23 protein-coding genes are annotated in these 26,204 nt (G+C 74.2%); 20 read left to right on the plus strand and 3 right to left on the minus strand.

Translation table 11 applies throughout. The features are described 5' to 3' along the window. Window position 1: 1 nt before the first annotated feature. From ACFP6A_RS09220 to rplI, 5 genes are all read left to right on the plus strand, one after another. Window positions 2–1,387: a glycosyltransferase 87 family protein gene (locus tag ACFP6A_RS09220; RefSeq protein WP_379603198.1), complete on the plus strand. Its 1,386-nt coding sequence runs from the start codon at window positions 2–4 to the stop codon at window positions 1,385–1,387. 116 nt (window positions 1,388–1,503) lie between these two features. Next, window positions 1,504–1,794, plus strand: coding sequence for a 30S ribosomal protein S6 (gene rpsF / locus ACFP6A_RS09225; RefSeq protein WP_379603199.1), 291 nt, complete (start codon window positions 1,504–1,506; stop codon window positions 1,792–1,794). Between the two features lie 64 nt (window positions 1,795–1,858). Continuing rightward, complete coding sequence (locus tag ACFP6A_RS09230; protein WP_379603200.1) at window positions 1,859–2,392, plus strand: single-stranded DNA-binding protein; 534 nt, start codon at window positions 1,859–1,861, stop codon at window positions 2,390–2,392. An 87-nt stretch (window positions 2,393–2,479) separates the two neighbouring features. Next, a complete protein-coding gene (gene rpsR, locus ACFP6A_RS09235) occupies window positions 2,480–2,710 on the plus strand; it encodes a 30S ribosomal protein S18 (protein ID WP_379603201.1) in 231 nt (76 codons plus the stop codon). Between the two features lie 13 nt (window positions 2,711–2,723). Next, window positions 2,724–3,173 (plus strand): 50S ribosomal protein L9, encoded by a 450-nt coding sequence (rplI, locus tag ACFP6A_RS09240; RefSeq protein ID WP_379603202.1) that lies wholly within the window; start codon window positions 2,724–2,726, stop codon window positions 3,171–3,173. A 93-nt stretch (window positions 3,174–3,266) separates the two neighbouring features. Here the strand turns inward: rplI and ACFP6A_RS09245 are convergent, their stop codons facing one another. Next, window positions 3,267–4,550, minus strand: coding sequence for an MATE family efflux transporter (locus ACFP6A_RS09245; RefSeq protein ID WP_379603203.1), 1,284 nt, complete (start codon window positions 4,548–4,550; stop codon window positions 3,267–3,269). 854 nt (window positions 4,551–5,404) lie between these two features. Here ACFP6A_RS09245 and ACFP6A_RS09250 point away from each other — a divergent pair. From ACFP6A_RS09250 to ACFP6A_RS09270, 5 genes are all read left to right on the plus strand, one after another. Continuing rightward, a complete protein-coding gene (locus tag ACFP6A_RS09250; RefSeq protein WP_379603204.1) occupies window positions 5,405–9,328 on the plus strand; it encodes a replicative DNA helicase in 3,924 nt (1,307 codons plus the stop codon). A gap of 117 nt (window positions 9,329–9,445) precedes the next feature. Beyond that, window positions 9,446–10,942 carry a CoA-acylating methylmalonate-semialdehyde dehydrogenase gene (locus ACFP6A_RS09255; RefSeq protein ID WP_379603205.1) on the plus strand — a complete coding sequence of 499 codons (1,497 nt, stop codon included), beginning with the start codon at window positions 9,446–9,448 and terminating at the stop codon, window positions 10,940–10,942. A gap of 49 nt (window positions 10,943–10,991) precedes the next feature. After that, window positions 10,992–12,332 (plus strand): aspartate aminotransferase family protein, encoded by a 1,341-nt coding sequence (locus ACFP6A_RS09260; protein ID WP_379603206.1) that lies wholly within the window; start codon window positions 10,992–10,994, stop codon window positions 12,330–12,332. Window positions 12,333–12,387: 55 nt separating this feature from the next. Continuing rightward, window positions 12,388–12,615 carry a helix-turn-helix transcriptional regulator gene (locus ACFP6A_RS09265; RefSeq protein ID WP_379603207.1) on the plus strand — a complete coding sequence of 76 codons (228 nt, stop codon included), beginning with the start codon at window positions 12,388–12,390 and terminating at the stop codon, window positions 12,613–12,615. Continuing rightward, window positions 12,612–13,172 carry a hypothetical protein gene (locus ACFP6A_RS09270; protein WP_379603208.1) on the plus strand — a complete coding sequence of 187 codons (561 nt, stop codon included), beginning with the start codon at window positions 12,612–12,614 and terminating at the stop codon, window positions 13,170–13,172. The genes ACFP6A_RS09265 and ACFP6A_RS09270 overlap by 4 nt, the downstream gene beginning before the upstream one ends. Window positions 13,173–13,182: 10 nt before the next feature. On the opposite strand, the gene ACFP6A_RS09275 is transcribed toward ACFP6A_RS09270, so the two are convergent. Further along, a complete protein-coding gene (locus ACFP6A_RS09275; protein WP_379603209.1) occupies window positions 13,183–14,625 on the minus strand; it encodes an amidase in 1,443 nt (480 codons plus the stop codon). Window positions 14,626–14,832: 207 nt separating this feature from the next. Here ACFP6A_RS09275 and ACFP6A_RS09280 point away from each other — a divergent pair, with 207 nt between their 5' ends. From ACFP6A_RS09280 to ACFP6A_RS09325, 10 genes are all read left to right on the plus strand, one after another. Then, window positions 14,833–16,398, plus strand: coding sequence for an ABC transporter substrate-binding protein (locus tag ACFP6A_RS09280; protein ID WP_379603210.1), 1,566 nt, complete (start codon window positions 14,833–14,835; stop codon window positions 16,396–16,398). A 37-nt stretch (window positions 16,399–16,435) separates the two neighbouring features. After that, complete coding sequence (locus ACFP6A_RS09285) at window positions 16,436–17,386, plus strand: ABC transporter permease (RefSeq protein WP_379603211.1); 951 nt, start codon at window positions 16,436–16,438, stop codon at window positions 17,384–17,386. After that, window positions 17,383–18,279: an ABC transporter permease gene (locus ACFP6A_RS09290; protein ID WP_379603212.1), complete on the plus strand. Its 897-nt coding sequence runs from the start codon at window positions 17,383–17,385 to the stop codon at window positions 18,277–18,279. Before ACFP6A_RS09285 ends, ACFP6A_RS09290 begins: the two co-directional genes overlap by 4 nt. After that, the gene (locus tag ACFP6A_RS09295; RefSeq protein WP_379603213.1) at window positions 18,276–19,250 is read left to right on the plus strand and encodes an ABC transporter ATP-binding protein; all 975 of its coding nucleotides are present in this window, start codon (window positions 18,276–18,278) and stop codon (window positions 19,248–19,250) included. The genes ACFP6A_RS09290 and ACFP6A_RS09295 overlap by 4 nt, the downstream gene beginning before the upstream one ends. Then, window positions 19,243–20,145, plus strand: a complete 903-nt coding sequence (locus ACFP6A_RS09300) for an ATP-binding cassette domain-containing protein (RefSeq protein ID WP_379603214.1) — start codon at window positions 19,243–19,245, stop codon at window positions 20,143–20,145. The genes ACFP6A_RS09295 and ACFP6A_RS09300 overlap by 8 nt, the downstream gene beginning before the upstream one ends. Further along, window positions 20,142–21,230 carry a P1 family peptidase gene (locus ACFP6A_RS09305; RefSeq protein ID WP_379603215.1) on the plus strand — a complete coding sequence of 363 codons (1,089 nt, stop codon included), beginning with the start codon at window positions 20,142–20,144 and terminating at the stop codon, window positions 21,228–21,230. Before ACFP6A_RS09300 ends, ACFP6A_RS09305 begins: the two co-directional genes overlap by 4 nt. Beyond that, the gene (locus ACFP6A_RS09310; RefSeq protein WP_379603216.1) at window positions 21,227–22,702 is read left to right on the plus strand and encodes an aldehyde dehydrogenase family protein; all 1,476 of its coding nucleotides are present in this window, start codon (window positions 21,227–21,229) and stop codon (window positions 22,700–22,702) included. The genes ACFP6A_RS09305 and ACFP6A_RS09310 overlap by 4 nt, the downstream gene beginning before the upstream one ends. Further along, a complete protein-coding gene (locus ACFP6A_RS09315) occupies window positions 22,702–23,490 on the plus strand; it encodes an SDR family NAD(P)-dependent oxidoreductase (RefSeq protein WP_379603217.1) in 789 nt (262 codons plus the stop codon). The genes ACFP6A_RS09310 and ACFP6A_RS09315 overlap by 1 nt, the downstream gene beginning before the upstream one ends. 115 nt (window positions 23,491–23,605) lie before the next feature. Next, window positions 23,606–23,992, plus strand: coding sequence for a DUF2243 domain-containing protein (locus ACFP6A_RS09320; protein WP_379603218.1), 387 nt, complete (start codon window positions 23,606–23,608; stop codon window positions 23,990–23,992). Then, window positions 23,985–24,770, plus strand: a complete 786-nt coding sequence (locus ACFP6A_RS09325) for a cytochrome c oxidase assembly protein (protein ID WP_379603219.1) — start codon at window positions 23,985–23,987, stop codon at window positions 24,768–24,770. Before ACFP6A_RS09320 ends, ACFP6A_RS09325 begins: the two co-directional genes overlap by 8 nt. On the opposite strand, the gene ACFP6A_RS09330 is transcribed toward ACFP6A_RS09325, so the two are convergent. After that, the gene (locus tag ACFP6A_RS09330) at window positions 24,757–25,968 is read right to left on the minus strand and encodes an MFS transporter (RefSeq protein WP_379603220.1); all 1,212 of its coding nucleotides are present in this window, start codon (window positions 25,966–25,968) and stop codon (window positions 24,757–24,759) included. The two genes, ACFP6A_RS09325 and ACFP6A_RS09330, sit on opposite strands and share 14 nt — an antisense overlap. Between the last annotated feature and the right edge of the window lie 236 nt (window positions 25,969–26,204).

Consider the following 26,204-nt stretch of genomic DNA (forward strand, 5'->3'; position numbering starts at 1 on the left):
CGTGACGAGGCCGGTCGCGCCGACCCGCGAGGACCCGGTCGCCCGGGTGGCCAGCGAGGTCGCCGGAGGACCGGCCGGCCGGCACCTGGCCGCCGGGCGCGGGCGGTGGCCCGCCACCTCGGTCCTCGCCCTGCTGACCGTCCCCACCCTGGTGCTCGCCGTCCTGCTGCGGCAGCCGTGCCGGGCGCTACGGTTCGCGTCCCCGGACCAGCTCACCCACGCCTGCTACTCCGACGTCCCTGCGGTGGTCTCGGCCGCCGGGCTGGACCGCGGCGTGCTCCCCTACCTGTCGACCCCTGACCCGTCGAGCGCGGACGGGACACGTCTGACCGAGCCGATCGGCACCGGCTGGCTGCTCGCCGCCCTGGCCGCGCTCGCCCCGGACGGGGCGGACGCCGTGGTGTGGGTGTTCGACCTCGCGGTGGTGCTCGTCGCCGTCGCCCTCGTCGTCACCGTGCTGGCCGTCGCGGCCCTCGCCGGTCGGCGGCCGTGGGACGCGGCGCTCGTCGCCGTGTCCCCGGTCGTCCCGGCTGCCGCCCTGGTCTCCCTCGACCTCGTCGCGGTCGCGCTCGCCGTGCTCGGCGTGCTCGCGCAGGCCCGCAGCCGCCCCGGCGTGGCCGGCGTCCTGCTCGGCCTGGCGGTCGTCGTCCGGCCGACCGCCCTGCTCGTGCTGCTCGCCGTGCTCGTCCTGGCCGTGCGCGCCGGGCGGCGCCGGACGGCCGGCACCCTCGCCGGGGCGGCCCTCGCCGGGTGGGGGGCGGTGAGCCTGCCGGTGCTCGCGGTCAGTCCCGCCGCCTTCACCGCGTCGTGGCAGGGGACGCTCAGCCTGGACGCCGGCTACGGGTCGCTGTGGCTGCTGCCCCAGCTCGCCGGGGCGCCGCTGCCCGCCGGCGTCGTCCGGTGGCTGGCGCTCAGCGCGGTGGTCGCCGTCGTCGTCGGGGTGCTGACCTGGGCACTCACCCTGGCGCACAGGCCCCGGCTGCCCGCGCTCGTCGTCGTCCTCGTCGCCGGCGTGCTCGTGGTGTCCCCGGCCGTGCCGGTGCAGGCGTCGCTGTGGCTGCTGCCCTTCGCCGCGCTCGCCGTCCCGGTGTGGCGCGACCACCTGCTGTGGGGCGCCGCCGAGCTCGGCTACGCCACCGGCACCTGGCTGTACCTGTACGGGCTGCAGGAGCCCGACCGCGGGTTGCCGCCGTGGGCGTACGGCACGCTGCTGGTGCTCCGGCTGGCCGCGATCGGCTGGCTGGCCGCCCGAGCCGTGGCCCTGTCCCGGTCCCCCGAGCGGGACCCCGTGCGGGCTCCGGCCGACGCCCCGGGGCTGGGCCGCGACGACCCCGCGGCCGGTCCGCTCGAGGGGGCCGCGGACGCCGTCGTCGTCCGCTTCCGCTGACAGCAGGTACCCTGGACCGTCGGACGCCGCAGGTCGGCGTCCGACGTCGTGACGCACCAACCCTCCTGTCACGGAGAGACCGTGACCGCCGAGTCCAGAGGAGGTGGGTTCTGAGCATGCGTCGTTATGAGCTGATGGTGATCCTCGACCCCGAGCTCGAGGAGCGCACCGTCGCCCCGTCCCTCGACAGGTTCCTCAACGTCGTCCGCAGTGGCGGCGGCTCCGTGGAGAACGTCGACATCTGGGGCCGTCGCCGGCTGGCGTACGACATCCAGAAGAAGTCCGAGGGCATCTACGCGGTGGTCGACCTCACCGCCACCCCGGAGGTCGCCAAGGAGCTCGACCGGCAGCTGAACCTCAACGAGGCCGTGCTGCGGACCAAGCTGCTGCGCCCCGAGGTGCACTGACCGCTCTGCTTGTCGGAGCACGTCGCTACCGTCCTGCAGACACGTCCGAGACGAGGGAGGCCCCATGGCCGGCGAGACCAAGATCACGGTGATCGGCAACCTCACGAACGACCCCGAGCTGCGCTTCACGCCGTCCGGGGCCGCGGTCGCCAACTTCACCGTGGCGTCCACCCCGCGCAACTTCGACCGCCAGACCAACGAGTGGAAGGACGGCGAGACGCTGTTCCTGCGCTGCTCGGTGTGGCGGGACGCGGCGGAGAACGTCGCCGAGTCCCTCGTCCGCGGCAGCCGCGTCATCGTCACCGGCAACCTCGTGTCGCGCTCCTTCGAGACGAAGGAGGGCGAACGCCGCACCGTCAACGAGGTGCAGGTCGACGAGGTCGGCCCGTCGCTGCGCTACGCCACCGCCAAGGTCAACAAGACCAGCCGCGGCGGCGGGGGCTTCGGCGGCGGCCAGGCCGGTCAGGCCGGTGGCCAGCAGCAGGAGGACCCGTGGGCCACCGGCCCCGGCTCCGGCGGCCACTCCGGCGCAGGTCAGGCCGGCCAGGCAGGCGGCGGCTGGGGCGGCGGCTCGTACTCCGAGGAACCGCCGTTCTGATCCGCTGAACCGCTCCCTGAACCACTCATCCACCCCCATCCCGGGTCACCACAGCAGAACCCGGGCTCCCACCGAAGGAGCACCACGATGGTCAAGCCGGCTGTGCGAAAGCCGAAGAAGAAGCAGAACCCGCTCAAGGGCGTCGAGTACGTCGACTACAAGGACACCGCGCTGCTGCGGAAGTTCATCTCCGACCGGGGCAAGATCCGCGCCCGCCGGGTCACCGGGGTCACGGTCCAGCAGCAGCGTCAGATCGCCAAGGCCGTGAAGAACGCCCGCGAGATGGCCCTCCTGCCGTACTCGAGCTCGGCACGCTGAGGAGGGACGACAGATGAAGCTCATCCTCACCCAGGAGGTCACCGGTCTCGGCGAGCCCGGTGACGTCGTCGAGGTCAAGGACGGCTACGGCCGCAACTACCTCGTCCCCCGCGGCCTGGCCACCGCCTGGACCAAGGGCGGCCAGAAGCAGGTCGAGGCGATCCGCAAGGCCCGGCAGAGCCGGGAGATCGCGACGCTCGAGGAGGCCCGCTCGGTGAAGGCCTCGCTAGAGTCCGGCCGGGTCCGCCTGCCGGTCCGGGCCGGCCAGTCCGGGCGGCTGTTCGGCGCCGTGACCCCCGCGGACGTCGCCGAGGCCGTCAAGGCGTCGACCGGTGCCGAGATCGACCGCCGCAAGGTCGAGATCGACCAGCCGATCAAGTCGCTCGGCTCGCACCAGGTGCAGGTCCGCCTGCACCCGGAGGTCCAGGCGACCATCGACGTCGAGGTCGTCGCCGCGTCCTGACGCCGCGCAACACCTCCACGACAGCCGCCGTCACGACGGGCCTGCCCCCGCTGGGGCAGGCCCGTCGTCGTCCGGTGTCGTCGTCCGGGATGGTCAGCGGGCCGCCCCGGTGACCAGCCACGCGTCCCCTCGCGCCCGCAGACCCAGCGTGACCGCTCGCGCCAGCATGAAGCCCAGCCCGAAGGCCACCCACAGCCAGACCAGGCCGGTCGTGCCGCCCGGGGCAGCAAGGAGCACGAGTCCGGCAAGCGGCAGGTAGGCGACCAGGGTGAGCACGCCGGCCACCGCGAGGTACCGGCCGTCACCGGCGCCGATGAGCACCCCGTCGAGCACGAACACCCACCCGGCGACCGGCTGGGCGAGCGCCGCGACCACGAGTGCCGCGGTGACCGCCGAGCGGACCGCCGGGTCCGGCGTGAACAGGGCCGGCAGCACCGGGGAGGTGGCGAGCAGCAGCGTGCCGAGGACGACACCACTGGTCACGCCCCACTGCAGCATCCGGCGGGTGGCGCCACGGGCCTGGGCCACGTCGCCGGCGCCCAGTGCCCGGCCGGTGATCGCCTGGCCGGCGATCGCGACCGCGTCGAGAGCGAACGCGAGGAACGTCCACAGCGTCGAGACCACCTGGTGGGCGGCCAGTGCGGTGTCGCCCTGCCGGGCCGCGACGGCGGTGGTGACGAGCAGGGCCACCCGCAGGGTCAGCGTCCGTACGACGAGCGGCAGACCGGACCGGCCGGCGGCCGCGACCCCGCGACGCCGGGGGGCCAGCGGCACGTCGTGGCGGCGCGCTCCCCGGACGACGACGACCGCGAGGGCGGTGGCCATCCCGAGCTGGGCGAGCACCGTCCCGATCGCCGACCCGGCGATCCCCAGCCCCAGCCCGTGCACGAGCACGACGTTGAGGACGACGTTCGCCCCGGCGCCGGTCGCCGCCACGACGAGCGGGGTCCGGGTGTCCTGCAGCCCCCGCAGCACCCCGGTCGCGGCGAGCACGACGAGCATCGCCGGCAGCCCGGGCAGCGACCAGCGCAGGTACGCCTCGGCGTGCGGCGCGGCCGCGGTCGACGCCCCCAGCGCAGCCACGATCTCGGGCGCCCACACCCAGCCGGCGAGCGCGGTCGGCACGCCGAGCCCGGCGGCCAGCCACATCCCGTCGACCCCCTGGGCCAGTGCGGCCCGCAGGTCCCCGGCGCCGAACCGGCGGGCCACGGCGCCGGTGGTCGCGTAGGCGAGGAAGACGAACAGCCCCACCGCGGTGGCCAGCGCGGCCCCGGCGACGCCGAGACCGGCGAGCGGGGCGGTGCCCAGGTAGCCGATGATCGCCGAGTCGGCGAGCAGGAACAGCGGTTCGGCGACGAGCGCGCCAAACGCCGGCACGGCCAGCCGGAGGATCTCCCGGTCGTGCCCCCGCCCCTCCGCCCGCCCCCTCCCTCGGTGATCATGCAATCCCGCCACCCTGCCGTTCTCCCTCCCCTCGGTGAGTGCTCGCGACGGCCTGGTCGCGATCAGTCGCAATCCCCCCGTCGTGATCATGCAATCCCGCCACCCTCCGGCTCGCAGAATGCTGGGTTGTGGGCGCGACACGCCGGTGAAGCTGTGCCGGACGCAGCATTCTGTGGTGGAGGCGCGCCACCGGACGTGGACTGGCATGGCGACGAAGACCAGCTTTCATCTCTCGGGGTGGCGGGATTGCATGATCACCGAGGGGTGCGGCTCCGGGGGGTGGCGGGATTGCATGATCACGGGTGGGTCGTGCGGGGTGGCGGGATTGCATGATCACGGGTGGGAGTCGTGGGTGATGGGGCAGGCGTCGGCCAGTTGAACCACGCGTGAACAGCCCCCGTCCTCCCGGAGTCGATGTCCCGCGAGAAAAGTTCTGTCCACAGTCGGTGGAGGAGCGTCGACGCCGGTCAGGAGCACGCGCCGGAGTTGTCCTGTCATGGTTGTCCCCAGGGTTGTCCACGACCTGTGGACGACGCGCGTGCGGGCTTCCACACGGCGTCCACACGCTGTGCACAGGTGGGTGCACAGCGGCGTTTGGGACTGGGTCGGCACCGGGCCTAGCGTGCCACCGCGCAGCAGCGAGCAACGGCCGGCACCGGCGTTGTCGGTGGTCCGTGTCGTACTGGTGTCTGACAGGCCAGACGGCGGACGCGGACGGCACGGACGTCGCGACGCGGCGGTGCCGAGGAGGAGGCGGACATGACGACGGGGGAGCAGGTGACGCGGCGATGACCTCGGTCGCGGACCTCGGCGAGTACGAGCCGGCCGGCCCGCCGTCGGAGGACCTCGGGCGCACCCCGCCCCAAGACGTCGCGGCGGAGCAGAGCGTGCTCGGCGGGATGATGCTCAGCAAGGACGCCATCGCCGACGTCATCGAGGTGCTGCGCGGCACCGACTTCTACCGCCCCGCCCACGAGCTCGTCTACGAGGCGATCCTCGACCTGTACGGCCGCGGGGAACCGGCCGACGCGGTCACGGTGGCCGACGAGCTGACCAAGCGCGGCGAGCTCGCCCGGATCGGCGGCGCGGCGTACCTGCACACCCTGATCTCCTCGGTGCCGACGGCCGCGAACGCCGGCTACTACGCCCGGATCGTGCACGAGCGGGCGGTCCTGCGGCGGCTCGTCGAGGCGGGTACCCGGATCGTCCAGCTCGGCTACTCCGCCTCCGGGGACGTCGACGACATCGTCAACAGCGCCCAGGCCGAGGTGTACCAGGTCACCGACCGGCGCAGCAGCGAGGACTACCTGCCGATCTCCGATATCATCGAGGGCACGATCGACGAGATCGAGGCCTCGAGCCACCGCGGCGACGGCATGATCGGCGTCCCGACCGGGTTCGCCGACCTCGACCGGCTCACCAACGGCCTGCACCCGGGCCAGATGATCGTCATCGCCGCCCGACCCGCGATCGGCAAGTGCCTCGCCGCCGGGTCCTTGATCACCGACGCGTACACCGGACGCCGGATGACGATCGCCGAGTTCGTCGCCCGCGGCCAGGCCGGTGAGCGCCTGGGTGTGCACACCCTCGACGAGCGGTGGCGACTGCGGATCGTGTCGCCCAGTGACGTCGTCGACAACGGGCTGCGGCAGGTGCTGCGGCTGCGGCTCGCCTCCGGCCGCGAGGTGACGGCGACGCCGCACCACCCGCTGCGGACTCTCGAGGGCTGGGTGCCGTTGGCGGACCTGCGCCCCGGGGACCGGATCGCGGTCCCCCGGCGGCTGCCCTCGTGGTCGCGCCGCCGCCCCTCCCCGTACGGGGACGCCGTCGTGGCCCTGACCGGGTTCGTGCTCGGGTCGGGCCGGCTGGTCGCCGCGGACGTCGTCGGTGTCGACGTCCGGGACGACGCGGTGGCGGCGGACGTTCGCGCCTGGGCCGCCGAGTCGGGCCTCGACGTGCGGGCCAGCGGAAGGACCCTGCTGCTGGGCCCCGGGACCAGCGGACGCAACGACCTCGCGGTCGCGCTGCACGCCGTCGGTCTCGCCGGTCTGACCGGTACGGGGATGCGGGTGCCGGACGGCTTCTTCGCCCTGCCGGACCGCCAGGTGCGCCTGCTGCTGCGCCGGCTGTTCGCGGCCGCCGGAGAGCTGAGCGCCGGTGCCGGCCGGGTCGAGGTGCGCCTCGCGGCGCGCACCGAACGGCTGGCCCGGGACGTCGCCCACCTGCTGCTGCGGTTCGGCGTCCTGGCCGAGGTTCGCCGCGACGACACCGCCGGCTGGCGGGTGCTGGTCCGCGACCCGGAGCAGGTGGCCACCTTCTGCCGAGACGTCGGCGTGCTCGGCCAGGAGAACCGCTGCGCCGAGGTGCTCGCCGCCTGCGCCCAGGCGGCACTGGTGGAGACCCTGCCGGCCGAGGTCACCCGGCTGCTGGTCAAGGCCGGGGCCGCGACGGACGACGTGACCCCCCCAGCCGCCGCCGGTGACGGGGCCAGCGGTCACTCCCGGGGCGCGGGTCTCGGGCGGGCCGACCTGGCCCAGGCAGCCGAGGACCTGGCCGCCGAGGGCCTGGCCGCCGGGGACCTGGACGCCGGGGGCCTGGACGCCGGGGAGCTGCGGGCGCTCGCGACGTCCGACGTGTGGTGGGACGAGGTGGTCGCGGTGGAGCCGGCCGGTGTCCAGCGGGTCTACGACCTCACCGTGGAGGGCACGCACAACTTCGTCGCCGACGACGTCGTCGTCCACAACTCGACGATCGGCCTGGACATCGCCCGGTCGGCCGCGATCCGCCACCAGCTCGCCACCGTGATCTTCTCCCTGGAGATGAGCCGCAACGAGATCACGATGCGGCTGCTGTCCGCCGAGGCGCGGATCCCGCTGCAGAACATGCGCAAGGGCACGATGCGCGAGGAGGACTGGACCAAGCTCGCCCGCACGATGGGCCAGGTCTCCGAGGCGCCGTTGTTCATCGACGACAGCCCGAACATGACGCTCATGGAGATCCGGGCCAAGTGCCGCCGGCTCAAGCAGCGCCACGACCTCAAGCTCGTCATCGTCGACTACCTGCAGCTGATGACCTCGGGCAAGCGGGTCGAGTCCCGCCAGCAGGAGGTCTCGGAGTTCTCCCGCGCGCTGAAGCTGCTCGCCAAGGAGCTCGAGGTGCCGGTCATCGCCATCTCCCAGCTCAACCGCGGCCCGGAGCAGCGCACCGACAAGCGGCCCGCGATGTCGGACCTGCGCGAGTCGGGGTGTCTCACCGCCGACACGCGGATCCTGCGGGCGGACACCGGTGCCGAGACGACGATGGGTGAGCTGTACGCCGCCGGCACCACCGACGTGCCGGTGTGGGCGCTGGACGACTCGCTGCGGTACGTGCGCCGTCACCTCACCCATGTCTTCCCGACCGGCCGCAAGCCTGTCTTCCGGCTGCGGCTCGCCTCGGGCAAGCAGGTGCGGGCGACCGCGAACCACCCGTTCCTCACCTACGACGGGTGGACGGCGCTCGGCGACCTGCGGGTCGGCGACCGGCTGGGCGTGCCTCGGCACGTGCCGGCACCCGAGCTCGTCGCCGTCTGGGACGACGCCGAGGTGGTGCTGCTGGCGCACCTGCTGGGTGACGGCTCGTTCGTCCGGCGGCAGCCCATCCGCTACGCCAGTGTGGACGAGGCGAACCTCACGGCGGTGACGGACGCGGCGCGGCACTTCGGCGTCACCGCGGTCCGTGACGAGCACGCGGCGGCTCGGTGCACCACGCTGCGGCTGCCCGCGCCCTACCACCTCACCCACGGGCGCCGGAATCCCATCGCGGCGTGGCTCGACACCCTCGGCCTGTTCGGCCTGCGCAGCCACGAGAAGTTCGTGCCGGAGGGCGTGTTCCACCTGCCGAAGCGCCAGATCGCGCTGTTCCTGCGGCACCTCTGGGCGACTGACGGGTCGGTGACCGTCCAGAAGGACGGGGCGGGTGGGCGCATCTCCTACGCCTCGACCAGCCGTCGCCTGGTCGACGACCTGTCCCGCCTGCTGCTGCGCTTCGGCATCTCCGCCCGGCTGCGTACCGCGACCGCGAAGGGTGACGACCGGCGCGGGTACACCCTCGACATCTCCGGCGTCGACGACCAGCGGCGCTTCCTGCAGGAGATCGGCGTGCACGGCGAGCGGGCCAAGGCGGTGGCGCGACTGCTGCCCGTCGTCACGACACGGTCCGGCAACCCGAACGTCGACACCGTCCCGGTTCAGGTCTGGGACCGGGTGCGCGACGTCCTCGCCGAGCAGGGCATGAGCCACCGCGAGCTCGCCTTCGCGATGGGCACGCAGTTCTGCGGGAACGCGATGTGGAAGCCCGCCCCGTCACGCGAGCGCCTGGCGCGTGTCGCCGACGTCCTCGGTGACGCCGAGCTCGAGGTGATGGCGGTCAACGACCTGCTGTGGGACCGCGTCGTGGCGATCGAGCCGGACGGCGAGGAGGAGGTCTTCGATGCCACCGTCCTCGGCACGCACAACTTCGTGGCCAACGGCATCGCCGTCCACAACTCGATCGAGCAGGACGCCGACATGGTGATCCTGCTGCACCGGGAGGACGCCTACGAGCGGGAGTCACCGCGGGCCGGCGAGGCGGACATCATCGTCGCCAAGCACCGCAACGGCCCCACGGACACCATCGTCGTGGCGTTCCAGGGCCACTACTCGCGCTTCGTCGACATGGCGCACGGCGTGTGAGGAGACGACCACGAGGAGCCCACGAACAGCCGACGACGACCCCGAGCCGGCAGGTCCCGTGACCTGTGACGGCCGGCAGGTTGTCGCCGCACCCCTCCAGCGCTCAGACTTCGCCGCATGACCACGCGACGGATCACCCACTGGATCGGCGGCAAGCCCTGGACCGGCGACGCGGCGCGCACGGGCCCGGTGTACGACCCCGCGACCGGCCAGGTCACCGGTCACGTCGACCTCGCGGACGCCGGCACCGTCGACGAGGCGGTCGCCGCCGCCCACGAGGCGTGGCAGGAGTGGCGGCACGCCTCGCTGACCCGGCGCACCCAGGTGCTGTTCGCCGTCCGGCAGATCCTGAACGAGCGCAAGGCCGAGCTGGCCGAGGTGATCACCTCCGAGCACGGCAAGGTCGTCTCCGACGCGCTCGGCGAGGTGACCCGCGGCCTCGAGGTCGTCGAGTTCGCCTGCGGGATCCCGCACCTGCTCAAGGGCGGGTTCTCGGAGAACGTCTCGACCGGGATCGACAGCTACTCGATCCGTCAGCCGCTCGGCGTCGTCGGCGTGATCTCCCCGTTCAACTTCCCGGCGATGGTCCCGCTGTGGTTCGTCCCGGTCGCCATCGCCGCCGGCAACGCGGTGGTGCTCAAGCCGAGCGAGAAGGACCCCTCCGCCGCGGTGCTGATGGCGCAGATGTGGGCGGACGCGGGCCTGCCCGACGGCGTCCTCAACGTCGTCCACGGCGACAAGCCGGCGGTCGACCGCCTGCTCGAGCACCCCGACGTCCGGTCGGTCAGCTTCGTCGGGTCCACCCCGGTCGCCCGCTACGTCTACGAGACCGGCACCCGGAACGGCAAGCGGGTCCAGGCCCTCGGCGGCGCCAAGAACCACATGGTCGTGCTGCCGGACGCCGACCTCGACCTGGCCGCGGACGCCGCCGTCAACGCCGGGTTCGGGTCGGCCGGCGAGCGCTGCATGGCGATCTCGGTGCTCGTCGCCGTCGAGCCGGTCGCCGACGAGCTCGTCGCCCGGATCGCCGAACGGATGGCCACCCTGCGCACCGGCGACGGGCGGCGCGGGTGCGACATGGGGCCGCTCGTCACCGCCGCCCACCGGGACAAGGTGGCCTCCTACCTCGACGCCGGCGTCCAGGCGGGCGCCGAGCTCGTCGTCGACGGCCGGGACGTCCACCCGGACGGCGAGGACGGCGGCTTCTGGCTGGGCCCGACCCTCTTCGACCGGGTCACCCCGCAGATGCCGGTCTACACCGACGAGATCTTCGGTCCGGTGCTGTCCGTGGTCCGGGCCGCGTCCTACGACGAGGCGCTCGCGCTCGTCAACGCCAACCCCTACGGCAACGGCACCGCCATCTTCACCAACGACGGCGGCGCCGCCCGCCGCTTCCAGCACGAGGTCGAGGTGGGCATGGTCGGGGTCAACGTGCCGATCCCGGTGCCGATGGCGTACTACTCCTTCGGGGGGTGGAAGAACAGCCTCTTCGGCGACTCGCACGCGCACGGCACCGAGGGCGTGCACTTCTTCACCCGCGGCAAGGTCGTCACCTCCCGGTGGCTCGAACCCTCCCACGGCGGGCTCAACCTCGGCTTCCCGACCCAGCAGTGACCCAGCCCCAGCAGTGACCCCAGCAGTGACCTAAGCAGTAAGGACGGACATGACGCTCCCCGACCTGACCCCGCAGCAGGTCTACGACCTCGACCGCAAGCACGTCTTCCACTCCTGGGCCGCGCAGGAGCGGATCACCCCGATGGTCATCACCCGGACCGAGGGCAGCTACGTCTGGGACGGCGAGGGCCGCCGGCTGCTCGACCTGTCCTCCCAGCTGGTCAACACGAACATCGGGCACCAGCACCCGGCGGTCGTCGCCGCCATCCAGGAGCAGGCGGGACTGCTGTGCACGATCGCCCCGCAGCACGCCAACGCCGCCCGCTCGGAGGCCGCCCGGCTCGTCGCCGAGGTGACCCCGGGCGACCTGGACCGGGTGTTCTTCACCAACGGCGGCGCGGACGCCGTCGAGCACGCCGTCCGGATGGCCCGGCTGCACACCGGCCGGCCCAAGGTGCTGTCCCGCTACCGCAGCTACCACGGCGGCACCCACCTGGCGGTGAACCTCACCGGCGACCCGCGCCGCTGGCCGTCCGACTCCGGCACGGCCGGCGTCGTCCACTTCCACGGCCCGTTCCTCTACCGGTCGGTGTTCCACGCCACCACCGAGCAGGAGGAGAGCGAGCGCGCACTGGCCCACCTCGAGCAGGTGATCGAGATGGAGGGCCCGGCGACCATCGCCGCGGTCATCCTGGAGACCATCCCCGGCACGGCCGGGATCATGCCGCCCCCGCCGGGGTACCTGGCCGGCGTGCGTGAGCTGTGCGACCGCTACGGGATCGTCCTCATCGCCGACGAGGTGATGGCCGGCTTCGGCCGCACCGGCGCCTGGTTCGCGGTCGACCACTGGGACGTCGTCCCGGACCTGCTGACCTTCGCCAAGGGCGTCAACTCCGGGTACGTGCCGCTCGGCGGGGTGGCGATCAGCCCGGCGATCGCGGCGACGTTCGCCGACCGGCCCTACCCCGGCGGGCTGACCTACTCGGGCCACCCGCTGGCCACGGCCGCCGCCGTCGCGACGATCACCGCCATGCGCGAGGAGAAGATCGTCGAGAACGCCGCGCGGATCGGGGAGGAGGTACTCGGCCCCGGCCTGGCCCGGCTCGCCGACCGGCACCCCTCGGTCGGTGAGGTCCGCGGGCTCGGGGTGTTCTGGGCCGTCGAGCTCGTCGAGGACCGGCAGACCCGGACGCCGCTGGCTCCCTACGGCGGCACCAGCCAGGCGATGACCGACCTCGTCGCGGCCTGCAGGGCGAACGGCGTCTTGCCGTTCACGAACTACAACCGGCTGCACGTCGTCCCACCGTGCACGATCACCGCCGCCGAGGCGGAGGAGGGCCTGGCGGCCCTGGACGTCGCGCTCGAGGCCGCCGACGCCCACGTCCGCTGACCGGGGAGGTCAAGTAGCCTTGACATTCAAGGTCAAGGCAACTTGACTTGCCGTCGTGGTTCCCCGACAGTCCGCGCCGGCCGGTCCGGTCCGTGAGCTCCGCACTCGGCGGGGCCTCACCCAGGCCGAGCTGGCCCGCGAGGTGGGCGTGAGCAGGCAAACGGTCATCGCCGTGGAGCAGGGCGACTACGCCCCCTCGGTCCACCTCGCCCTGCGGATCGCACGCGTCCTCGGCGGCACGGTCGAGGAGCTCTTCGGCGACGGGACGGGAGAGGGACGATGAGCGGACGACGCGGCGCACTGGACCGGCTGGCGGAACGGGTGATGGACCTCGACAGCCCGGCCTACGGCGACGAGCGGGAGAAGGCGGTGTCACTCGAGGCGAGCGGGTTGGGGCTGAGGGTGGCCTTCTGCGCCGGGATGGTCGGGAGTCTGGTGGCGGCGGTTACCGGTCACCCGGTCGTCGCGGTGGCGCTGCTCGTCATGGTCTTCATGCCGGCCGGAGCGGCCGTCTGGTATGCGCGCAGGCGCGGGGTCGACCTGCAGCAGCTCCTCGAGACCGCCGGTACTCGGTCGGCATACACCGCGACCGTGCTGTACGGGGCCGGGACCACCCTGACGTTCACGGCGCTCACCTACCTGGCGTTCGCTGGCCGGCCCCTGCTCCGCCTGCCGGAGGTCGAGGTAGTCCCGGGCGAGGGGTTTGTCGGTGGGTTCGTTCAGGGCGGCGCCGCCGGAGGCGTGGTCGGTGGACTCGCCACGGTCGTCGCCGGCGTCCTGGGGATGCGGCGGGCGGCCCATCGGTCCGCGTCCTCGGGGGACGGCGACCCCGTCGGCTGACAACCGGCAGTCAGCCGGCCGCGTCCGGCCAGCGGGGCACCGCGTCGTCCGGCCGCTGCTCCTCGAACCAGGCCGCCGCGTCGAGCACGTCGGCGTCGGCGAACCGGCGCCCGGCGAGCTGCACCCCCACCGGCCGCCCGTCGCCGGTGAACCCGGCGTTGACGGTGGCCGCCGGCTGGCCGCTCATGTTGTACGGCGCGGTGAAGGCGATGTGCGCCATCTCCCGGCCCGGCTCGGTGAACGGCATCGGCTGCTCCGCCGGGAACGCGGCCACCGGCGCCACCGGGGACAGCACGAGGTCGAACCCGGACGTCGCGGCGGTGGTCTGGGCCGCCAGCTCACCGATCGACTGGTAGGCCTGCAGCACCCGGACGCCGGTCAGGTCCGCGCCGCCGAGCGCCCACTGCGCCACGAACGGGTGCGCCGCAGCCCGCCGCTGCGGTGGCAGCGACCGCACGTCGTTCCACGAGCGCACCCGCCAGAACAGATCGAGGTCGTCGAGCAGGTCCTGGGTGGCGAACGGGGGGATCTCCTCGACCCGGGCGCCGCCGTCGGCGAAGACTGCCGCCGCCCGCTCCACCACTGCTCGCACCTGCGGGTCGACCGGTGCGCCGCACCCCGCGTCCAGGTGCACAGCGACGCGCAGCCCCCGCGGCGGGCGGGGCCGCACCACCCGGTCGGCGTCCCCGGCGGGTGGCAGGCTCGTCCAGTCCCGGGCGTCGGGCCGGGCGATCACCGACAGCAGCACGCCGAGGTCGCCGACGGTGCGGGCCATCGGCCCGGCCACCCGGCCCAGGTACGGCGCGGCGAGCGGGACGCGGCCACCGGTCGGTTTGAGGGTGGCCAGGCCGAGCCAGGTGCCCGGCAGCCGGATCGACCCGCCGATGTCCGTGCCGACGTGCACCGGTCCGTACCCGCCGGCCGCGGCTGCCCCGGCCCCCGAGCTGGACCCGCCCGTCGTCCAGGCCGGGTCCCACGGGCTGCGGGTGACGCCGTGCCTGCTCGACACGCCCGAGGAGAGCATCCCCCAGTCCGGCATCACGGTGGAGCCGAGGACGACCGCCCCTGCCTCCAGCAGCCGGGCGGTCACCGGCGCGTCGTCGTCGGGAACCACGGGGTCGACGGCGGCCGTGCCAGCGGGCATCGGGACGCCGCGGCGGGCGAGGTTCTCCTTGAGCGTCACCGGGACGCCGTCCAGCGGGCCGAGGGCCTCACCGGACCGCCAGCGGCGGGCGCTCGCCTGGGCCTGGGCCCGGGACGCGGTGGCGTCCCGCACCCAGAACGCGTTGAGCACCGGCTCCCGCCGGTCGATCACCGCCTGCACGGCGTCGTGGACGTCGACCGGGCTCAGCGTCCCGTCCCGGTAGCGGGCCACCAGCTCCCGCGCGGTGAGCGTCGCCGGGTCGCGGTCCCGGCTCGCCGCCGTGGTCCGCGGGTCCGCGTGCTGCGTCATCCTTCGGCACCTCCCGGTCGGTCCGGCGCCCCGCTCGCCACGTCTGGGCGAGCACACCGGCCCGGACAACGCAACGTCAAGTGTGTCCCAGGTCTCACCACGGACGAGGTCCGGGCTGTCAGAATGCCGCAACCACCGGCCGCTCCGGCGGACGGTGACCGCGACAGCGGTGGGCCGGCGCCCACCGGCACAGGACGGAGACCTGACGTGAGGCACCACAGGAGGCGGGCCGCCGTGGCGGCCGCCGCGGCCGCGACCCTGCTGCTCGGCGCGTGCTCGGCCGGGTCCGGCAGCGAGCCGGACGGCGACGCGACCACCGGCACCACCGGCACCAGCGGCACCACTGGCACGACTGGCTCCGGCGGCAGCGACGACACGCTGGCCGTCGGCCTCGTCGCCGAGCCCGCCAACCTGGACTTCACCACCACCGACGGGGCCGCCATCCCGCAGGCGCTGCTCGTCAACGTCTACGAGGGCCTCGTCAAGCTGAACCAGGACGGCGACATCGAGCCGCTGCTGGCGACGTCCTGGGAGGTCTCCGAGGACCGCCGGACCTACACCTTCCAGCTGGTCGAGGACGCCGTGTTCAGCAACGGCGAGGAGTTCACCGCCGAGGACGCCGTGTTCTCCATCGAACGGGTGCAGCAGGACTGGACGACGTCGCTGAAGGCCGGGATGGACGTGGTGGAGAGCGCCGAGGCGGTCTCCCCGACCGAGCTGCGGGTCACCCTGAGCCGGCCCAGCAACGACTGGCTGTACCGGATGACGACCCGGATCGGCGCCATGTTCGACCAGGAGGGCGTCGAGGACCTGGCCAACAACCCGGTAGGCACCGGCCCGTACCTGCTGGGGGAGTGGGCCCGCGGCGACTCGATCACCCTCGTCCGCAACGACGACTACTGGGGTGAGGCGCCCTACTTCGCCGAGGTCACCCTGCGGTACTTCGACGACGCCACCGCGCTGAACAACGCGCTGCTCACCGAGACCATCGACGTCGTCGGCACCGTGCAGGCTCCCGAGTCGCTCGGCCAGTTCGAGGGCGACGACCGGTTCCAGATCATCGAGGGGATGACGAACGGCGAGGTCGTCCTGTCGATGAACAACGCCGAGGGGCCGATGACCGACAAGCGGGTCCGCCAGGCGGTGCGCCATGCCATCGACCACCAGGCGCTGCTCGACACCTGCTGGGGTGGGCGCGGCACGCTGATCGGCAGCATGGTCCCCCCGACCGACCCGTGGTACGAGGACCGCACCGGCGACTACGAGTACGACGTCGAGGAGGCGCGCCGCCTGCTCGAGGAGTCCGGCGTCGCGGGCACGCCGATCCGGCTGCGGATCCCGGCCCTGCCCTACGCGGTGTCCTGCGGCACCGTCGTCGAGAGCCAGCTGGAGGAGGCCGGCTTCACCATCGAGCTCGACCAGCTCGAGTTCCCGGCCGCCTGGCTGCAGACCGTGTTCACCGACCACGACTACGACATGTCGATCATCGCCCACGTCGAGCCGCGCGACCTCGGCGCCGTGTTCGGCAACCCCGACTACTACACCGGCTACGGCGACCCCGAGCTCGTCGCGCTGCTCGAGGCGGCCGACAGCGGCACCGAGGAGGAGCAGGTGGAGAACATGAAGGCCGCGGCGGCCCTCATCTCCCAGGAGGCCGTCGCCGATTTCCTGTTCCTCCTGCCGAACCTCATCGTCGCCGAGCAGGGCATCACCGGCCTGCCGGAGAACGCGATCGGCGAGTCCTTCGACCTGACCGGGCTGGCGCGGTCCTGACCGTCCCTGCGCCGCGCCAGTCGGGCCCACCGAGCCGATGACCGTCCGGGTGCTGCAGCGTGTCGCCGTCCTGCTGGCGAGCCTGGCGGTCAGCTCGGTGCTGGTGTTCGCGTTCATGGCCGTGCTGCCGGGCGACCCCGCCCGGGTCGCGCTCGGCGTCAACGCCTCCGAGGAGGCCGTCGCCCAGCTACGGGCCGAGTTCGGTCTGGACCGGCCGGCGCTCACCCGTTACCTCGACTGGGTCGGCGGGCTGGTCACCCTGGACCTGGGGACGTCGTACGTCACCGGCGCCGAGATCGGCCCGCAGATCACCGACCGGCTGCAGGTCACGCTGTGGCTCGTCGTCACGGCCATGGTCCTGGCCGTCGTGGTCGCCGTCCCGGTGGGCGTGCTGATGGCGGTCCGGCACCGCCGGCTCTCCGGCGTCGTGCTGTCCGCGCTGTCCCAGGTCGGCGTCGCCGTCCCGGCCTTCCTCGCCGGGATCCTGCTGATCACCGTGTTCGCCGTCGGGCTCGGCTGGCTGCCGGCGAACGGCTGGACGCCGCCGAACCGCGACCCGGGGATGTTCCTGCGCCAGCTCGTCCTGCCGGTGCTGTCCCTGGCGCTCGTCCAGGGCGCCGTCCTCACCCGGTACGTCCGCAGCGCCGTCCTGGACGTGCTGCGCGAGGACTACCTGCGCACCGCCCGGGCGACGGGCCTGCGGCCGGGTCAGGCGCTGGTGCGGCACGGGCTGCGCAACGCCGCGATCCCTGTGGTCACCGTTCTCGGCCTCCAGCTGGCCACGCTGCTCATCGGCGCCGTCGTCATCGAGCGGGTCTTCGTCATCCCCGGTCTGGGCAGCCTGCTGCTGGACGCCGTCGCCAACCGCGACCTCATCGTCGTCCAGGACGTCGTCATGGTGCTCGTCGTCGCCGTGCTCGTGACCAACTTCGTCGTCGACCTGCTCTACCTGGCCATCGACCCGCGGCTGAGGACGGTGGCGACGTGAGCGCACCGGAGACCGCGGGACTGCCCGCCGAGCCCGCCGCCGGCCCGCCCGAGGAGCCGGGCCCCACCACGTCCCGCCGGCGGCTCGGCGGCAACCTCGTCGTCGGCGGCTCGCTCGTCGCGCTCGTCCTCGGCGCGGCGCTGCTGTCGTTCCTGTGGACGCCGCACGACCCCACCCTCGTCAACGCCACCGACCGGCTGCTCGGCCCGTCGTCGTCCTACTGGCTGGGCACCGACAAGTTCGGCCGTGACGTGCTGAGCCAGATCCTCGTCGGCGCCCGCACCACCCTGTTCGTCGGCGTCGTCGCCGTCGGGGTGGCAGCCGTGGTCGGCGTCCCGCTGGGCATCCTGGCCGGGATGGCCCCGCGCTGGGCCGGCCAGCTCATCATGCGCGGCAACGACCTGCTGCTCGCCTTCCCCGCCCTGCTGCTGGCGATCATGTTCGCCGCCGTCTACGGCGGCAGCACGCTGACCGCGATGGTGGCCATCGGCATCGCCACCGTGCCGAGCTTTGCGCGGATCATCCGCAGCGGCACGCTGCAGGTCATGCGCACCGAGTACGTGCTCGCCGCCCGCGCCGCCGGCCGGCGCCCGGTGGCGATCGGCGTGCGGCACGTGCTGCCGAACGTCGCCGGTCTGGTCATCGTGCAGGCCTCGGTGAGCTTCGCGATCGCCGTCCTCGCCGAGGCTGCGCTGTCCTTCCTCGGGCTCGGCACCCCGCCGCCGACGCCGTCCTGGGGCCGGATGCTGCAGGAGAGCCAGGAGCTGCTGTGGACGGCGCCGCGCCTGGCGGTCGTCCCCGGGGTCGCGATCGCGCTCGCCGTCCTGGGCTTCAACCTGCTCGGCGACGGGCTGCGTGACCGCTTCGACCCCCGGTTGGAGGACCTCCGGTGACTGACGTGCTGACCGTGACCGGGCTCGGCGTCACCGCCGGCGACGTCCGGCTCGTCGACGACGTCGGGATGACGGTGCGCGCCGGCGAGCGGGTCGGTCTCATCGGCGAGTCCGGCTCCGGCAAGTCGCTCACCGCGCTCGCGCTGATGGGCCTGCTCCCGGAGGAGCTGCACCCGCACGGGTCGGTCCGGGTCGCCGGCGTCGACCACGACCTCGTCGGCGCCGGCGAGCGACGCCTGTCCCGGGTCCGCGGACGGCGGATCGCGATGGTGTTCCAGGAGCCGATGACCGCGCTGGACCCGACGATGCGGGTCGGCCGCCAGGTCGCCGAGGCGCTGCGCGTGCACGGTGCCGCACCGAGCCGCCGCGCCGCCCGGGAGCGCGCCGTCGACCTGCTCGACCAGGTCGGCCTGCCCGACCCGCGGGCCGCCGCGGCGGCCTACCCGCACCAGTTCTCCGGCGGCCAGCGCCAGCGGATCGTCCTCGCCCTCGCGCTGGCCAACGACCCGGCCGTGCTCGTCGCCGACGAGCCCACCACCGCCCTCGACGTCACCGTCCAGGCGCTCGTCCTCGACCTCCTGGTCCGCGCCGCCGGTCGGCACGGCTCGGCGCTGCTGCTCATCACCCACGACCTGCCCGTCGTGGCCACGGCGTGCGAACGAGTGCTCGTCATGTACGGCGGCCGGGTCGTCGAGTCCGGGCCCGTGCACGAGGTGCTCACCCGGCCACGGCACCGGTACACCGAGGGCCTCGTCGGCGCCTCCGACCTCACGACGGTCGACGAGCGCGGCCGCCTCGCCACGATCCCCGGCTCCGTGCCGCCGGCGGGCCGGTTCCCGGCCGGGTGCGTGTTCCGCACCCGGTGCCCGGCCGCCACCGCCGTGTGCGCCCAGCGCCCCCCGTGGACGGCGACCGGCCCGGACACCGGGTACGCCTGCTTCCACCCCGCGGGCGGGGACCGCCGTGGCTGAGCCCGTGCCCGCGGGGACGGCCGCGGCCGAGCCCACGTCGGCGGTCCGGGTCCGCGGCGTGACCCGCACCTACCGGCGGCCCAGGACCTCGCTGCTGCGGGCGAGCCCCCCGGTGCACGCGCTGCGCGGCATCGACCTCGACGTCGCCGCGGGGGAACGGTTCGGCATCGTCGGGGAGTCCGGCTGCGGCAAGTCCACCCTGCTGCGGATCCTCGCCGGCCTGGACCACCCGACGTCCGGGTCGGTGCTCATCGAGGGTGAGGAGATCGCCGGGGTCCCCGAGCGCCGGCTGCGCGGGCTGCGGCGCACCCTGCAGCTCGTCTTCCAGGACCCGATGAGCTCCCTGGACCCGCGGATGCGGGTGCGTGACATCGTCGCCGAGCCGCTGGTCGCCCAGGGGATCGGTGACCGTCGCGCCCGGGTCGTGGAGGCACTGCGTGAGGTCGGGCTCGGCCCCGAGGCCGCCGACCGGTACCCGCACCAGTTCTCCGGCGGCCAGCGGCAGCGGATCTCCATCGCCCGAGCGCTGGTGACCCGGCCGCGGATCCTGCTCGCCGACGAGCCGGTCAGCGCCCTCGACGTGTCGGTGCGCGCCCAGGTGCTCAACCTGCTCGCGGACCTCGTCGAGGAGCTGTCCCTCACCCTGGTGCTGGTCTCCCACGACCTGTCCGTCGTCCGGCACGTGTGCGACCGGGTGGCGGTCATGTACGACGGCCTGGTCGTCGAGACCGGCCCCACCGAGCGGGTCTACACCGACCCCCAGCACCCCTACACGCGGCGGCTCGTCGCCGCCATCCCGACGGTCGAGCGGGCCCTGGCCGGCGCCACCCCCGCCGACCTCGTCGCCGACCCCGATCCCGAGCTCGACCCCGACCTCCAGGAGGACCGGCCATGAGGCCCGGACCGACGAACACCCTCACCGACGTCCGTGGCCTGCGCGTCGGGCACGCCGAGCGGCGCGGCGGCGGCTGGCTCAGCGGCACGACCGTCGTCCTCGCCCCGGACGGCGGCGCCACCGCCGGCGTGGACGTGCGCGGCGGCGGCCCCGGCACCCGGGAGACCGACCTGCTCGACCCGCGGGCGATGGTCCCCCGCGTCGACGCCGTCGTGCTGAGCGGCGGCAGCGCGTTCGGCCTCGCCGCCGCCAGCGGTGTCGCCGACGCCCTCGCCGCCGACGGCACGGGGCTGCCGGTCGGTGGGCCCGGCGAGGTGGTGCCGATCGTGCCCGCCGCGGTGATCTTCGACCTCGGCCGGGGCGGGGACTTCACCTGCCGGCCCGGTCCCGAGCTCGGCGCCGCCGCCTACGCCGCGGCCCACGGCGACGGCGGGGACGGCCCGGTCGCCCAGGGCTGCGTCGGGGTCGGCACAGGCGCCCGCGCCGGCACGCTCAAGGGCGGCGTCGGCTCGGCCAGCGCCGTCCTGGACGACGGGACGACGGTCGCCGCGCTCGTCGTCGTCAACGCCGTCGGCTCGTGCGTCGACCCCTCCACCGGCGAGCTGTACGCCACCCGCTTCGGGCTGCCAGGAGAGTTCGACGCCGTCCGCGCCCCCGACCCCGCGGACGTCGAGCGGGCCAGGGCGGCCGCGGCCGCCGGGGCGCCGTCGCTGGCGACGACGCTCGCGGTCGTCGCCACGGACGCCACGCTGACCAAGGCGCAGTGCGCCAAGGTCGCCGGCATCGCCCACGACGGGATGGCCCGCGGCATCCGGCCGGTGCACACCATGCTCGACGGGGACACCGTGTTCGCCCTGGCCACCGGCGAGCGCGGCGAGCCGGACCTGGCCGGGCTGCAGTCCGTCCTGGGCGCCGCCGGGGACTGCCTGACCCGCGCCGTCGGGCACGCGCTGCTCGCCGCCGACGGCGCCGACACCCGCGACGGCCGGCTGCCCTCCTACCTCGAGGCGTACCCGTCGGCGGGCCGCCCGGCCGGGGCCGCAACCAGGACCTCAGCCGGCCCCGCCACCGGGGGCGGACGGTGAGCGGCGCGGCCCGGCTGCTTAACCGGCTGCCCGCGGGCCTGCCGGTCGGGGACGGGTGGGTGCAGGTCGCCGAGCGGGCCGAGGTGCGCTTCCCATACGACGGGACGCCGGTCGCCGCCGCCCCGGTGGGGGACGTCGCCACGGCGACGGCGGCCCTCGACGCGGCGGTCGCCGTGCGCGACCGGGTCGGCCGGCTGCCCTCCCACGTCCGGCGCCGGGCGCTGCTGGAGGCGAGCGACGTCCTGGCCGCCGCCGGCGAGGACCTCGTCGAGCTGCTCGTGCTGGAGACCGGCAAGCCGCGGGTGGACTGCCGGGTCGAGGTCGAGCGCACCCTGCTCACCCTGCGGACCGCGGCCGAGGAGGTCGCCCGGCTGCACGGCGAGACGGTCCCGCTGGACCTGCTGCCGTCGGGGGAGGGGCTGATCGGGTTCTGGGTCCGCAAGCCGGTCGGCGTCGTCGTCGGCATCGCCGGGTTCAACTACCCGCTGCTGCTCGCCGCGCACAAGGTCGCCCCCGCGCTCGCCGCCGGGTGCCCGGTGGTGGTCAAGCCGGCCCCGCAGACCCCGCTGGCCACCCTGCTGCTCGTGCACGCCGTCCGGGAGGCGCTCGCCGCGGCCGGTGGTCCGCCGTCCGCCGTCCAGCTGGTCACCGGCGGGCCGGACGTCGGGCGCACCCTGACCACTGACCGCCGGGTGGGGGCGGTGTCCTTCACCGGCTCGGCCGCGGTCGGCCACCGGATCGCCCGGGACGCCGCACCGACGAAGGTGCTGCTCGAGCTCGGCTCCAACTCCGCGCTCGTCGTGGCCGCGGACGCCGACCTCGACGCCGCCGCCGACGCCGTCGTCCGCGGCGGGTACTACGCCTCGGGGCAGGCGTGCATCAGCGTCCAGCGGGTGCTCGTCGTCGAGGCCGTCCGGGAGGAGTTCCTGCGCCGTCTCGCCGACCGGGTGGCCGGCGTCGTCGTCGGCGACCCGCGGGACCCCGCGACCCGGGTCTCCGCGCTCATCGACCCGGCCGCGACCGCCCGGGTGCAGGCGTGGGTCCGGGACGCCGTCGCCGCCGGCGCCACCCTCGTGCACGGCGGCCGGGTGGGTCCGGATGGCGTGCTGGCCCCGGCCGTCCTGCTCGACGTCCCGGACGGGGTCGCCGCCTGGGACGAGGAGGTCTTCGGCCCCGTCGTCGCCGTCCGGTCGGTGCCCGACCTCGACGCGGCGCTGGCCGCCGTCAACGCCTCCCGCTACGGGCTGCACGCCAGCGTCTTCACCTCGTCGCTGGAGAGCGCGCTGCGGGCCGTGGACGAGCTCGAGGTGGGTGGCGTCGTCGTCAACGAGGTGCCCGGGTTCCGCTCCGACGTCATGCCCTACGGGGGCGTGAAGGACTCCGGGACCGGTCGGGAGGGACCGCGGTTCGCGATCGAGGAGCTCACCGTCACCCGGATGGCCGTCATCCGGCCGACCCCGAGGAGCAGCTGATGGACCTCTCACCGGAGGTGGCCCGCTACGCCGACCTGTTCCGCCTCGACGGGCGCACCGCCGTCGTCGTCGGCGCCGGCAGCGGTATCGGCCGCGAGAGCGCGTACGCCCTCGCCGCCCACGGCGCGAGGGTCGTGTGCGCCGACCGGGACCTGGCCGCTGCCGAGGCGACGGCCACGGCCGGAGGTTCGCTGAGCGCCTACCCCCTCGACGTCCTGGACGCCGACGCCGTCGCCCGGGCGGCCGTCGAGCTGCCTGCGGACGTGCTCGTCGTCACCGCGGGGATGAACGTCCGCAGGCGCGTGCTCGACTACACGGCCGAGGACTTCGACCGGGTCGTCGCGCTCAACCTGCGCGCCGCTTTCCACCTCGTCCAGACGTTCGGTGCAGGGATGCGTGACCGCGGCCGGGGCAGCATCGTCGCCTTCTCCTCGATCCGCGCCGTCACCGTCGAACCCGGCCAGGGGGTGTACGCGGCCACCAAGGCCGGGCTCGTCCAGCTGCTGCGGACCGCGGCCGCCGAGCTGGGGCCGCACGGGGTCCGGGTCAACGCCATCGCCCCCGGCGTCGTCGAGACGCCGCTGACCGCGCCGATCCGGGCCGTGCCGCAGTGGGCGCAGGCGTACGCCACGAAGAGCGCGCTGGGCCGCTGGTCGACGCCGTCCGAGCTGGCCGGTGCGGTCGTCTACCTCGCCTCGGACGCGTCGTCCTTCGTCACCGGCAGCCAGCTGTTCGTGGACGGGGGCTGGACGGCGGTCGACGGGCGGTTCACCCCACCGGAGGCGTGAACTCGGCCACCGCGGGGTACCCGGTCGGGTATGAGCGTGGACACCGGGACCGTCACGACACACCTCGACCGGCGCCGCTCCGTCACGGCGGCGCTGCTGATCGGGCGTCGGGATCATGGCCGCCATCGACGAGATCGTCTTCCACCAGGTGCTGGCCTGGCAGCACTTCTACGACCGGTCGACTCCTGCGGTGGGCCTCATGTCCGACGGTCTGCTGCACGCCGCGGAGCTGGTGGCGATCGTCGGCGGGTTCTTCCTCGTCGCCGACCTGCGCCGCCGGCAGGCGCTGGCGGTACGGTCCGCCTGGGCCGGGTTCGTCACCGGGCTCGGCGTCTTCCAGCTGTTCGACGGGATCGTCGACCACAAGGTGCTCCGGGTGCACCAGGTCCGCTACGGGGTGGACCTGCTGCCCTACGACCTGGCGTGGAACCTCGTCGGCGTCGTCCTGCTCGTCGCCGGCCTCGTCATGCTGCGCCGCAGCCGGGACGAAGGCCGTGGGTGACCCGCTGCCCCTCGGGCCCGCCGTCGGCCTCCTGCTGGCCGGGGGCTACCTGGGTGCTGCGGCGATCGCCAGGCGGCGGCTGCGGCGCTCGTGGCCGGCGTGGCGGACGGCGGCGTTCCTCCTCGGCGCCCTGGCCGTCGCCGTCGCGCTGTCGCCTCCCGTCGCCGGGTTCGCCGCCCACGACGCGCGTGGCCACATGCTCCAGCACCTGCTGCTGGCGATGTACGCGCCGCTCGGGCTGGTCCTCGGCGCTCCGGTCACCCTCGCCCTCGGCGCGTCGTCGCCCGGTGGCCGCCGCCGGCTTGTCGCCGTCCTCGGTTCGGCGCCGCTGCGGGTCCTGGCTCACCCGGTGGTCGCGGCGGTGCTCGACATCGGCGGGCTGTTCGTGCTCTACCTGACCCCGCTGTACCACGCGGCGATGACCGACCCCGTCGTGCACCACCTCGTCAACCTGCACCTGCTGCTCGCCGGCTCCCTGTTCACGTGGTCGGTCGCCGCGGTCGAGCCGGCCCCCGGCAGGCCGGGGACGACGACCCGGCTCGGTGTGCTCGTCGTCGCCGCAGGTGCCCACGCCTGGCTGGCGAAGCTCGTCTACGCGAGGGCCGCCGAGCCGCCGCTGGCCGGGATGCACCCGGTGGAGCAGGTCCAGGCCGCCGCCCAGTGGATGTACTACGGCGGGGACGTCGCGGAGGTCGCCCTCGCCGTCCTCGTGCTGGCCGGGTGGTACCGACGGCAGGGTCTGCGGCAGCGCCGGGTCGCTCGCGTCAAGCCCGCTTGACGCGGGTGGTGACGCCGGTCTCCGGCATCCGGACGCTCAGCACCGCGCCGACGGCGAGGACGGCGGCGGTCACCCAGAACGCGGCCCCGAACGACATCCCGTCGATGAGCCAGCCGGCGACGAGCGGGCCGGCGACGGCGCCGACGTCGGAGGACATCTGGAACGCGGCGACGACGGTGCCGCCGCGGCCGCGGACGACGTCCCCGACGACCGCGGCCGGCGCGGCACCGAGGAAGGCCGCTCCCCCGCCGTACACCGCCATCGCGACGAGGAACACCGGCAGCGTCTGCCACAGGGCGAGGGCCGCCACCCCCGCCGTGGTCACCACCGTCCCGGCGAGCATCGCGGGGCGGCGTCCGACGGCGTCCACAACCCGGGCGGCCGGCCACAGCAGCGCGGCCTGGGCGGCGGAGCCGACGAGGAAGCCGATGCCGACCCAGAACGGTCCGCGGCCCAGCGCGTCCGCGACGAACAGCGGGATCACCGCCGACCGGACGCCGAACAGCGCCCAGCCCGTGCCGAGGTTCACCACGAGTGCCGCCTGGTAGGCGGGCCGGCGCAGCGCGGCGCCCAGCGTCATCCGCTGCGGCGCGCCCTCCCCCGTGCCGACGTCGTCGCGCAGCCGGGCGCCGGCGAGGGTGGCGACGGCGACGACGCCGCCGAGGGCGAGCGTCCCGGCGTAGACGAAGAACGGGGCCCGCAAGGAGATGGTCGCGACGATGCCGCCGAGGGCCGGTCCGGCGAGCCCGCCGACGAGAAAGCCGGCCTGCCACAGGCTCGTGGCCCGCCCGCGCTGCTCGGGCCGGGCCACCCGGAGCAGCAGGCTCATCGCCGAGACGGTGAACATCGCCGACCCGACCCCGCCGAGCCCGCGCAGCACGAGCAGCTGGGTGTAGGTCTGCGCGAGGCCGGCGAACAGGCTCGACACCGCGACGATCGCGAGCCCGGTGGCCAGCACCCACCGCTCGCCGAACCGGTCGACGAGACGCCCACCGGCGAGCGCGAACACCAGGCGCATGAACGCGAACGCGGACACCACCGCCGCGGCCGCCGTCGCGCCGACGCCGAACTCCTGGGCGAACAGCGGGATCGCGGGGGCGACGATGCCGAACCCGATGGCTACCGCGAACGCGACCGCGGACAGGGCCCACACCTCGCGCGGCAGGTCGCCGGGCAGGCGTGGTCGCGGGACGGGCACGGGGGTCCTCCTGGGCACGGACGTCGAGCGGAGGCTACCCGGGCGGGACCGAGGTCCCGTCGTCGGATGGCGACTGGACACTTAGTTCAACGAATGTCGGTGTGCTATCGGCACGTTGGGCAAGCGAGCCAGTGAAACGGGCTCTTCGCAGTTGACGGTGTAGGTGGCGACGGCGCGTCGTTGGCCGGGTAGGGGTCGAGGTCTTCCGATGATGGGAGTTCTGACGCTGCCCATCC

This window comes from Quadrisphaera sp. GCM10027208, assembly GCF_042658805.1.
Classification (GTDB): domain Bacteria; phylum Actinomycetota; class Actinomycetes; order Actinomycetales; family SCSIO-59966; genus SCSIO-59966.